Source organism: Streptomyces durocortorensis (genome assembly GCF_016901035.1).
In the GTDB taxonomy this organism is placed as follows: domain Bacteria; phylum Actinomycetota; class Actinomycetes; order Streptomycetales; family Streptomycetaceae; genus Streptomyces; species Streptomyces durocortorensis.
Genome location: NZ_JAFEUF010000241.1, coordinates 1 through 10035, shown reverse-complemented (window position 1 = coordinate 10035; position 10035 = coordinate 1). Strand labels below are relative to the sequence as shown.

General features: G+C 69.4%; 10 protein-coding genes. 3 read left to right on the top strand and 7 right to left on the bottom strand.

Annotation, left to right across the window (positions count from 1 at the left end; all coding sequences use genetic code 11):
- Nucleotides 1-13: 13 nt before the first annotated feature.
- The 5 genes from JS521_RS29735 to JS521_RS29715 all read right to left on the bottom strand — a co-directional run bounded on the left by JS521_RS29735 (nt 14) and on the right by JS521_RS29715 (nt 3943).
- Complete coding sequence (locus tag JS521_RS29735) at nt 14-397, bottom strand: TadE/TadG family type IV pilus assembly protein (protein WP_205086033.1); 384 nt, start codon at nt 395-397, stop codon at nt 14-16.
- Nucleotides 397-837, bottom strand: coding sequence for a TadE family protein (locus JS521_RS29730; RefSeq protein ID WP_205086032.1), 441 nt, complete (start codon nt 835-837; stop codon nt 397-399). Before JS521_RS29730 ends, JS521_RS29735 begins: the two co-directional genes overlap by 1 nt.
- A 3-nt stretch (nt 838-840) precedes the next feature.
- Nucleotides 841-2154, bottom strand: coding sequence for a CpaE/TadZ family protein (locus JS521_RS29725; protein WP_205086031.1), 1314 nt, complete (start codon nt 2152-2154; stop codon nt 841-843).
- A 7-nt stretch (nt 2155-2161) separates the two neighbouring features.
- A complete protein-coding gene (gene cpaB, locus JS521_RS29720; protein ID WP_205086030.1) occupies nt 2162-2869 on the bottom strand; it encodes a Flp pilus assembly protein CpaB in 708 nt (235 codons plus the stop codon).
- A 207-nt stretch (nt 2870-3076) separates the two neighbouring features.
- Nucleotides 3077-3943 (bottom strand): hypothetical protein, encoded by an 867-nt coding sequence (locus tag JS521_RS29715; protein ID WP_205086029.1) that lies wholly within the window; start codon nt 3941-3943, stop codon nt 3077-3079.
- A gap of 602 nt (nt 3944-4545) precedes the next feature.
- Between JS521_RS29715 and JS521_RS29710 the strand changes: the two genes are divergently transcribed.
- Nucleotides 4546-6276: a chitinase gene (locus JS521_RS29710; RefSeq protein ID WP_307847971.1), complete on the top strand. Its 1731-nt coding sequence runs from the start codon at nt 4546-4548 to the stop codon at nt 6274-6276.
- An 89-nt stretch (nt 6277-6365) separates the two neighbouring features.
- Here JS521_RS29710 and JS521_RS29705 read toward each other — a convergent pair whose 3' ends face one another.
- Entirely contained in the window at nt 6366-7676 is a 1311-nt protein-coding gene (locus tag JS521_RS29705) for an Nramp family divalent metal transporter (protein ID WP_205086027.1), read from the bottom strand.
- A 148-nt stretch (nt 7677-7824) separates the two neighbouring features.
- Here JS521_RS29705 and JS521_RS29700 point away from each other — a divergent pair, with 148 nt between their 5' ends.
- A complete protein-coding gene (locus tag JS521_RS29700; protein WP_205086026.1) occupies nt 7825-8067 on the top strand; it encodes a type II toxin-antitoxin system Phd/YefM family antitoxin in 243 nt (80 codons plus the stop codon).
- On the top strand, nt 8067-8441 hold the full coding sequence (locus tag JS521_RS29695) for a type II toxin-antitoxin system VapC family toxin (RefSeq protein WP_205086025.1): 375 nt from the start codon (nt 8067-8069) through the stop codon (nt 8439-8441). Before JS521_RS29700 ends, JS521_RS29695 begins: the two co-directional genes overlap by 1 nt.
- A gap of 58 nt (nt 8442-8499) precedes the next feature.
- Here JS521_RS29695 and JS521_RS29690 read toward each other — a convergent pair whose 3' ends face one another.
- Complete coding sequence (locus JS521_RS29690; RefSeq protein ID WP_205086034.1) at nt 8500-9975, bottom strand: GntP family permease; 1476 nt, start codon at nt 9973-9975, stop codon at nt 8500-8502.
- Nucleotides 9976-10035 lie beyond the last annotated feature (60 nt).

The window sequence follows — 10035 nt, the reverse complement described above, 5'->3', positions numbered from 1 at the left end:
GGTGGGGCGGGGGTCAGAAGGGGGATCTCTCGTTGGGCATGGTCGCGCTCCGCTTGGCCCACCAGCCGTCCAGTCCCGGCACGACGGAGGGCACCTTGACCTCGACCGTGACCGTGATGTCCCGGCCGCCGCTCTCGCCGTAGCGGAATCCGCCGCTCTCCACCCAGTCGCTGACCGCGTCGCGGGCGTTGGACTGGCCGCTGCCCCGGGCGTCGACACTGGCTGCCGTACGGGCCCCGGCCCGGGCGGCCGTGCCCGCCTGTGAGGCGGCGTACGCGGCGATGCCGAGCTGGATGGCCGCCATCGCGACGAGGAGCAGGAGGGGGAGGAAGCCGAGGTACTCCATGGCCACCTGGCCCCGGTCGCGATCGTTCTCCCGGTGCGGACGCCTCGTCATCACTGGTCCTCCCTCGGCGAGCCGGCCTTGCCGGTGATCTCCGTGTCGAGGTCGAACAGGCCCGGCACCAGCACCGGGACCTTCAACTTCACCGTGGCCTCGTACAGGCCGCTGCCGCCGCCGCAGGAGACGTCGGCGCTCTCCGACCAGGCGTCGGGCAGGTCCTTCAGCGCGCCCTGCCGGCACGCCGCCCCGGGCGCGAACTCCGCCCCGCTGCCCTTGCGCGCGCCCACGTCCGCCGCGTTGCCCGCGAGGCTGAACGTGTAGCCGATCAGGGCGCACTCCCAGAGCACCAGCATGATCAGGATGATGAAGGGGGTCATGCCCAGGAACTCGACGGCCGTCTGGCCGCGGTCCCGGTTCCGGCCCAGTCCCCCGCGGTCACGTAGGGCGGTGATCCGCCCCCGTATGCCGCTGCGTGCCGTCCTTGTGGTGGTCATCGCTCAACGTGTCCCCTCGGAGTCTCCGGGCCCGCGTCCGGAGCCGTCGCGCCGACGGCGCGGGCGTCCGATCGAGCCCCGGTCGTTCTTGAAGGCGCCGCTGTTCCGCTTGACCAGGGCGCTGCCGCTCTTCTTCGTCGTCGCGCTCTCCTTGACGATGCCCAGCTCTCCCGCCAGGCCCCAGAGCGCCTGCTTGACCGTGCTCTTGGCGTCCAGTTCGTGCAGGCGTCCGGAGTCGATGGACGCCTGGAGCTCCTTGAAGTTCGCGGGGACCGCCGCCGAGGCGACCCGGGTGCCGGTGATCTTCTGGATCAGCGGTGGCTGGATCTCGGTGTTGCGGGTGAAGCGGTTGACGAGGGTGACCGTCTCCTCCGCCTTGCGGATCTGGAGCCGTTCCCACATCCGTACGATGCGTTTCGCGCCGCGCACCGCGACCACGTCGGGCGTGGTGACCAGCAGGGCCACGTCCGCCATCTCGATGGCCGCCGCGTTGGCCCCGTTCATCTGGCCGCCGCAGTCGATGACGACGATCTCGTAGCGGGTGCGGAGCGCGCTGACGATCTGCCGGGCCGAACGGTCGCTGACCTCCTCGCCGCGTTCGCCCTCGCCGGGGGCGAGCAGCAGGGCGAGGCCGGTGGAGTGGGAGAACACCGCGTCGGACAGCACCCGGGGGGATATGTCGGTGATCAGTGCGAGGTCGACGAGCGAGCGGCGGAACTGGACGTCGAGGAACGAGGCGATGTCCCCGGTCTGGAGGTCCATGTCCACCAGTGCGACCGTGTTGCCGGACGCCTGGGCGGCCAGAGCGAGTTGGATGGCGGTGACGGTCGCGCCGACGCCCCCCTTGGCCCCGGTGACCGTGACCACCGTGCCGCCGGGGCCGGTGAAGACGTCGTTGCCGGAGGTGAGGTGGCGGCGGACGCCGGCGGACCACTGGGCGGCCGCCTGGACACGGTTGGCCAGCTCCTCGTAGCTCAGCGGCAGGGTGACCAGGCCGCGGGCGCCGGAGTCCATCGCGTTGGCGAAGAGGCTCGGGCTGGCGTCCGCGGTGATCAGGACGACGCCGACCGAGGGGAACCGCAGCGACACCTCCCGGATCAGCTCCAGGGCCGGCACCGGGCCGATCCGCTCGTGGACCAGCACCACCTCGGGCAGTTCGTCGAGCGCCTCGCCCGCGAGGCGGGCCAGGGTGTCGATGAGCTGGGTGGAGTCGCCGACCGGGGTGGCCGGTTCGGCGTCGGGCAGCTGGCTGAGCAGGGTGGTGACGGAGCGGGCCGCGTCGATGTCGCCGACGGCCGGGAGGATTCTGGTGGTCATCCCGTCCTCACTTGTCCTTGTCGAGCGTGTAGGTGCGGTCCCCCGGGCGGATGGTTCCGTCGCTGCCCGGGGCGACGAGCGCGAGGCGGACGTGCTCCGCGAAGGACTCGGCGTAGGCGACGCGCTGGGTGTCCAGCGTGTTCAGGGCGAAGGTGATCGGCACGGCCTCGGTGGCCCGGGTGCCCCGGTCGTCCGCGCTCGGGTCGAGGGCGGTGAGTTCGCCGACGTCCAGCACCTTGGCGTTGGAGACGATGACCTTGGACTGGGCTGCGGCGCCGTCCTGTTCACCGGCGAACGTGGCGTAGATGTTGACCGTCGCGCCCGGCGTGATCTTGCCGGCGACTCCGGTGGAGGCGTCGATCATGATGGCGATCTCCTGCTCCCCGGCCCGCAGTTCGGGCTTGCGGACCATCATGTCCGACTGGAGCAGGGAGCCTTCGCGTAGTTCGGTGACCGCGATCTTCGACTCGACCTCCTGCAGGTCGGTCACGGCGTTCTCCGAGAGCCACCGTTTGGGCATCTTGATCTTCTCGAACTGACCGCTGTTCAGGGCCGTGTACGGAGCCACGTCGGTCTTCAGCTGGTACGCCGTCACCTCGGGTCCGACCTTCGAGTTGACGTCGCTGATCACCGAGAGCACGCCGGCGAAGGCCGCGAAGGCACACAGGACCGACAGGAGCAGGAGTATCACGCCGCGGCGCTGGCGGGAGTTCATGGTCCGGACAACCTCGTTCGAATCGGATGCGTGGAGCGGACAGCGGACAGAGTGAGCGGTGCTGTGGAACGGGCGTGTGCGGTGGAACCGGTAGGTGCGGTGGAGCGGTTACGCGCTTACATCTACGACACGTCCACCGCGGCCGGGAGAAAGCGGCGAGGTGGAGGCGCTGGACGGGACGGCGGGTGGGGAGCGGGGACGGTCGCGTCAGGGGCCCGGTGACTCGTCGGCCCCATGGTGTTGGACACCGGCGGGCAGCGCGCGGTTCTCCGAAACCGCGAGAGGAGCGGAACAGAATGCGCAACGGTCGCCGATGAGTTCCATGGCGCACCAGTGACATTTTTCCCGGCGTACGGAGGAGACCAGCTGGTAGAGCACGGAGAGGTCCGGGAGATGGGCGGCGAACTCCACCAGCTTTCCCGTACCCCACCAGCGCGGTGAGTCGGCCGGGACCGCGGTGTCGTGAATGGCCTGGACCTTCCAGGCGGGCGCAAGGGTCTCCGATACCCAGGCGGACTGCAGATTCCCTTTGGCCACCAGAAGATGCGTACCGAAATCCGGCCCCGCCAGCGGTTCGGCGGTCGGACCCACTTTCACCAGCTGCGGACGGGGGCCGGCGAGCACGGCGAACTGGGATCCGGGAACCCAGGACTTGGCGTGGCTCTTGAGGCTGACCGGCACCCGGTCGAGCCTGGCGACGGAGTTGAGGAGGGCGCCCGCGTAGATGTAGTGCGAGAGCAGCCGGGCGGCGGAGGCGACCACCCCGGGGCTGAAGTCGCAGATGGACAACTGCCGTAGCTGGCGCACCAGTACGGCGACGCCGAGGGGCGGGAGATCCACCTTGACCAGGGCGATCCGGTCACTCTCCAGCACCGAGCGGATGGAGTGCAGGCGGCGCTCGTGCGCGGGCCGGATGCCCGCGGGGTAGAGGGCGATCACATATCCGTGCTGTTCCAGCAGCAGGTGCATGTCGCCGATCGCCAGGTCCAGTGCCTGGGCCTCGGGGGCCTGGAGCAGGGCGGCGGTGGGTGTCTGCTGGTCGGTGGGCGGCAGCACCAGGTCTGCACTCGTCACTGCTATCGCGGTCGGCACGCTCTCCCCGTTTCGGCTCCGGTCGACGTGGGGACGTCGGCCGCAATCGCTCCTGCTCCGTGCTCCTGCCCCAGCACTTTAGCCACGTCTCACCAGGCAGAGAACAGTTATCGGAGACCAGTACGGCACCATGCGAACACCGTTCCAACGGAGGCCGGGTGCTAAACGGGATGAAATCGATTCCGCCCAACTCCACTATCACTGCGGAGGGTTACCGAATCCCGCGTCCGGCTTTCGATCAGGTGTCCATTCGCGCACGTCAAACTGGATTTCGGGGCGCCCGACCCCCTTTTCGTAAGGGCGTTTCCGTGACCGCCCGAAGATCTCCCGCAAGATCACTCGTGCGGGGGGCGACGTGCGGTCCCGGGGCCGCCCCCGGGCCCGGAATCCGCGGCCCCGGCACCCCCGTACGGGGGTGGGCGCGGCTCCTCGCGTCCGTCCGCACGGAGGACCTTTCACTGCCAGAGGTCTTGACAACTTGATTGGTCTGGACCAGTTTATGCGCACCGCACCGCACCGCACCGCCGTGCACCACACCACACCGCTCATCCCCGGCACCCCCCCAACTCCCCCCGGAGGCACCAGTGGAACGTTCCGCAGGCCGCAGTCACAGAAGACGCCGTCGCTCCCGGCCCGTGCTCGGTGGCACCCTCGCCGTCGTCGCGGCCGCCGCCCTGACCGTCACCGGGCTCGTCAGCACCGCCCAGGCCGCCGACGTGAACAACGCCAAGAACGCGGGCTTCGAGTCGGGCCTCGCCAACTGGACCTGCTCCGGGGGGAGCGGGGCCGCCGTCTCCAGCCCCGTGCGCAGCGGTACGTCCGCGCTGAAGGCCACCCCGGCCGGCCATGACAACGCCAGGTGTTCGCAGTCGGTCAAGGTGAAGCCCAACTCGACGTACGCGCTCAGCTCCTGGGTGCAGGGCGGTTACGCCTACCTCGGTGTGAGCGGCACCGGAACCACCGACGTCTCCACCTGGACGCCGGGCTCGTCCTCCTGGACCAAGCTCTCCACCAGCTTCAGGACAGGCGCGAACACCACCTCGGTGACCGTCTACACCCACGGCTGGTACGGGCAGGCCGCCTACTTCGCCGACGACGTCGAGGTGACCGGGCCCGACGGCGGGGGCGGCGAGGAGCCCGGACCGGTGATCCCGGCGGCCCCGGCCGGCCTCACGGCGGGTGCCACGACCACGTCCTCCGTCGCACTGTCCTGGAACGCCGTCTCCGGCGCCACGGGCTACAAGGTCTACCGGAACGGCGCGCAGGCGACCACCTCCACCGGGACCTCGGCGACCGTCACGGGCCTGACCGCCGACACCGCCTACCAGTTCTCGGTGAGCGCCACTAACGCGGCCGGCGAGTCGGTCAAGTCGGCGGCCATCAGCGCCCGTACGGCGAAGGAGGGCACGGGCCCCGGCCCCGGCCCCGCGGTGCCCAAGCACGCGGTCACCGGCTACTGGCAGAACTTCAACAACGGCGCGGCCGTCCAGAAGCTCACCGACGTCCCGGCCGACTACGACATCATCGCGGTCTCCTTCGCGGACGCCACGCCGACGCCGGGCCAGGTCACCTTCAACCTGGACACGGCCGGTCTGAACGGATACACCGACGCCCAGTTCCGGGCCGACATCAAGACCAAGCAGGCTCAGGGCAAGAACGTCATCATCTCGATCGGTGGCGAGCTGGGCACGGTCCGGGTCGACAACGACGCCTCCGCCACCGCGTTCGCCAACTCGGTGTACGCGCTGATGCAGGACTACGGCTTCAACGGGGTCGACATCGACCTGGAGAACGGTCTCAACGCCACCTACATGACGAAGGCGCTGCGCCAGCTGTCGGCAAAGGCGGGCAGCGGACTGGTCATCACGATGGCTCCGCAGACGATCGACATGCAGTCCACGTCGGGCGAGTACTTCAAGACGGCGCTCAACATCAAGGACATCCTGACCGTCGTCAACATGCAGTACTACAACAGCGGTTCGATGCTCGGCTGCGACGGCAAGGTCTACTCGCAGGGTTCGGTGGACTTCCTCACCGCGCTCGCCTGCATCCAGCTGGAGGGCGGCCTCGACCCGTCCCAGGTCGGCATCGGCGTCCCCGCCTCCACCCGCGGCGCGGGCAGCGGCTATGTCAGCCCGTCCATCGTCAACGCCGCGCTGGACTGCCTGACCAAGGGCACCAACTGCGGCTCGTTCAAGCCGTCGAAGACCTACCCGTCGCTGCGCGGCGCGATGACCTGGTCGACGAACTGGGACGCGACGGCCGGGTTCGCCTGGTCGAAGGCGGTCGGCCCGCACGTCCGCAGCCTGCCGTAACCGGTATCCCGTAACACCGACGCATCCTCAGAACCTGCAGCGCCGCCGCTCCCCCGGCGGCGCTGCGGCGTTACGTGGGCACGCGCCCGTCACCAGGGCAGATCGCGCACCTGCTGGACGCACAGCACGACGAACAGCAGCCCGGAGAGGGCGAGCATCCCGTTGCTGACCCATCCGTTGCGCCACTCCCCGGGCGTACGGGAGGAGTTGAGCAGCCAGATCAGGGTCAGGGCCAGGAACGGCATGAAGAACGCGCCGAGCACCCCGTACGCGATGACCAGGCCGAAGGGCTCGTCCAGCCAGAGCAGCGTCATCGGCGGGAAGGTCAGCCAGAGGAGGTACGCGCGGAAGGGCAGCGAGCGTTGCCGGCGCTCGGCGACGTCCGCCCCCTCGTGCTCCTCCGCCTGCTCCACCCCGGCCGCCGGGGCCCGGAACCGCTCCACGAAGTCGGCGAACATCAGGCTCACCCCGTGCCAGACCCCGATCAGCGACGAGAACGACGTGGCGAAGAAGCCGATGAGGAAGAGCTTGGCGGTGCCCGCGCCGAACCGGTCCTCCAGCACCTTGCCCAGGTCGACCAGCCCGCGGTCGCCGGAGGTGAGGGCGATCTGCGAGGCGTGCAGCAGCTCGGCGCCGACGACGAGCATCGCCACGACGAAGAGCCCGGTGGTGATGTAGGCGACCCGGTTGTCGAGCCGCATCACCTTCATCCAGGAGGAGTTGCTCCAGCCCTTGGCGTTGACCCAGTACCCGTAGGCGGCCATGGTGATCGTGCCGCCGACGCCGCCGATCAGCCCGAGGGTGTAGAGGAGCGAGCCGTCCGGGAGCACGGGCAGCAGTCCGGCGAACGAGGCCCCGACGTCCGGGACGACCCGGATGGCCACGTACACGACCACCACGAACATGATCCCGATCAGGACCGTCATGACCTTCTCGAAGACGGCGTACCGGTTGAACCAGACGAAGACCAGACCGATCAGCCCGGTCACGATGGCCCAGAACTTCAGCCCAGGACCGTCGGGGAACAGCGCCACGATGGGCAGGGCGCTGGAGGACATGGCCGTCGCCCCGTAGATGAAGCCCCAGACCACGACGTAGATCGCGAAGTAGACCGTGGTCCAGGGGCCCAGGCTGCGCCAGCCGTCGAAGAGCGTGCGGCCGGTCGCCAGGTGCCAGCGGCCTGCGGCCTCGGCGAGCGAGATCTTGACGACGCAGCCGATCACCGCCGCCCACATCAGGGTGTAGCCGAACTTGCTGCCCGCGATCAGCGTCGCGACCAGGTCGCCGGCCCCGACCCCGGTCGCCGCGACGACGATGCCGGGGCCGATGTACTTCCAGCTGGACTTACGTGGTCGGGAGGCCGGCTCCCCTGTCCCTGTGGTTGCGCTTGTCTCCGCCATGCCGATCAAGGAAGCGCAATCGGCGCGGCGGCACAAGGGGTGTGCACGGAATCGGTGGACCGGAGTCCGTCACGAGGTAACCCCAGGTAGCCTGAGGTAGCCTTAGTCCAGCACTTAGTCCACCCCCGTCGTCCTCTGGTGAGGCACCATGGAAGCAGCCCGGCAGTACAACGTCCACGAGGCCAAGACGCACTTCTCCCGGATCCTGGAGCAGGTCGCCACCGGCCAGGAGGTCGTCATCAGCAAGGCCGGCGAGCCCGTCGCCAAGGTGGTGCCCCTGCACCCGAAGGTACGGAGGACCGGGCGCGGGTCGCTGGCGGGCCGCATCCACATCGCGGACGACTTCGACGAGCTGCCCGACGACATCGCCGACGCCTTCGGGATGCGCTGATGCGCCTCCTGCTCGACACCCATGTGATCCTCTGGTGGCTGGCGGACTCCGAGGAGCTCTCCGACCAGGCCAAAGAGCTCCTGGACACCGAGCCGTCGGTACACCTCAGCGCGGTCTCCGCGTGGGAGATCGCCATCAAACAGTCCCTGGGGAAACTGGACGGTCCGGACGACCTGGCGGAGCGCGTACGCGACAGCCAGTTCACCGCGCTGCCGATCACGGCGGGGCACGGAGTGCGGGCGGGCAGGCTGCCGGCCCTGCACCGCGACCCCTTCGACCGGATACTGGTCGCCCAAGCGCAGATCGAGGGGATGACCATCGTCACCCGCGACAAGTGGATTCCCCAGTACGACGTCTCGGTCCTGGCCGTCTGACCGGGAGGACGCCAGGCGTGCGGCACGAAGGCACCGGACGCCTGGCGAGCCGAAGCCCCTAGATGACCAGGCTGAGCAGCGCCGCGACCACGAAGCCCGCGACCGAGAGCACCGTCTCCAGGACCGTCCAGGACTTCAGGGTGTCGCGCTCGCTGATGCCGAAGTACTTCGACACCATCCAGAAGCCGCCGTCGTTCACGTGCGAGGCGAAGATCGAGCCCGCCGAGATCGCCATGATGATCAGCGCGAGGTGGGCCTGGGAGAGGTCCTGGCCCTCGACGAGCGGGACCACGATCCCGGCCGTGGTGACGATCGCGACGGTGGCGGAGCCCTGGGCGACGCGCAGGACGACCGAGATCAGCCAGGCGAGCAGGATGACGGGCAGGCCCACGTCGTTGAACGTGTCGGCGAGCGCGTCCGCGATGCCGCTGCCCTTGAGGACCGCGCCGAAGATACCGCCCGCGCCGACCACCAGCAGGATGTTGCCGACCGGCTTGAGCGAGGACGTGGAGACGGACTCCAGGGACTTGCGGGACCAGCCGCGGCGGATGCCCAGCAGGTAGTAAGCGAGGAACAGCGCGATCGTCAGGGCGACGAACGGGTTGCCGAAGAACTCGATCACCGAGCGGAGCGTGGACGGGTCCAGGGCGATCGAGGAGAACGTCGCGGCGAGGATCAGGATCAGCGGGGTGCCGATGATCGCGAGGACCGTGGCGAGCGGGACCGGCTTCTCGTGCGGGGTGACGCCCGCGGCGCGCTGTTCGGCGGCGACGGCGGCCTTGGCCTCCTCGGCGGCCTCCACCATGTCCTGCGGTACGTCGACGAAGACCCGCTTGCCGATCCAGGCGGAGTAGCCCCAGGCGGCGATGACGGACGGGATGCCGACGACGACGCCCATCAGGATGACCCAGCCGAGCGACACGTTGAAGAGTCCGGCGGCGGCCACCGGCCCCGGGTGCGGCGGCAGGAACGCGTGGGTCATCGACAGGCCCGCCAGCAGCGGCATGGCGTAGAGCAGGATCGATTTTCCGGAGCGCTTGGCCGCGGCGTACACGATCGGTGCGAGGACGAAGATGCCGACGTCGAAGAAGACCGGGATGCCGAAGACGAGGCCCGTCATCCCCATGGCGAGCGGGGCGCGCTTCTCACCGAAGGCGTTCAGCAGCCGGGCGCTCAACACCTCGGCCCCGCCGGACACTTCGAGGATCGCGCCGAGCATCGTACCGAGCCCGATGATGATCGCGACATGGCCGAGGATGCCGCCCATGCCGGATTCGATGACCGAGACGGCGGCGGACTTCTGCACGGTGCCGAAGAGTTCGGTGACCGAGAGCCCGGCGCCGAGGCCGACGGCTATGGAGACCGCGAGCAGGGCGACGAACGGCTGGAGCCTGACCTTGATGATCAGGAAGAGCAGGAGGGCGATGCCCAGGGCGGCGACGGTCAGCAGACCGGCCGTGCCGTCGATCAGGAGGAGCAGACCACCGGTGTGCGGTGGTGTCTCGACCGGCGGTGGAGTGGCGGCGAGCAGCATGGGGACTCCGGTGGTGCTGGAGGGCAGGGGGGAGCGCGGCACGGCGCCCCCGGGGGGCGG

Bases quoted from the DNA above. Each gene is read 5' to 3' on its own strand.
- JS521_RS29730 (WP_205086032.1), bottom strand. From the start codon at position 837: ATGACCACCACAAGGACGGCACGCAGCGGCATACGGGGGCGGATCACC.
- cpaB (WP_205086030.1), bottom strand. From the start codon at position 2,869: ATGAACTCCCGCCAGCGCCGCGGCGTGATACTCCTGCTCCTGTCGGTC.
- JS521_RS29700 (WP_205086026.1), top strand. From the start codon at position 7,825: ATGGAAGCAGCCCGGCAGTACAACGTCCACGAGGCCAAGACGCACTTC.
- JS521_RS29725 (WP_205086031.1), bottom strand. From the start codon at position 2,154: ATGACCACCAGAATCCTCCCGGCCGTCGGCGACATCGACGCGGCCCGC.
- JS521_RS29735 (WP_205086033.1), bottom strand. From the start codon at position 397: ATGACGAGGCGTCCGCACCGGGAGAACGATCGCGACCGGGGCCAGGTG.
- JS521_RS29690 (WP_205086034.1), bottom strand. From the start codon at position 9,975: ATGCTGCTCGCCGCCACTCCACCGCCGGTCGAGACACCACCGCACACC.
- JS521_RS29695 (WP_205086025.1), top strand. From the start codon at position 8,067: ATGCGCCTCCTGCTCGACACCCATGTGATCCTCTGGTGGCTGGCGGAC.
- JS521_RS29705 (WP_205086027.1), bottom strand. From the start codon at position 7,676: ATGGCGGAGACAAGCGCAACCACAGGGACAGGGGAGCCGGCCTCCCGA.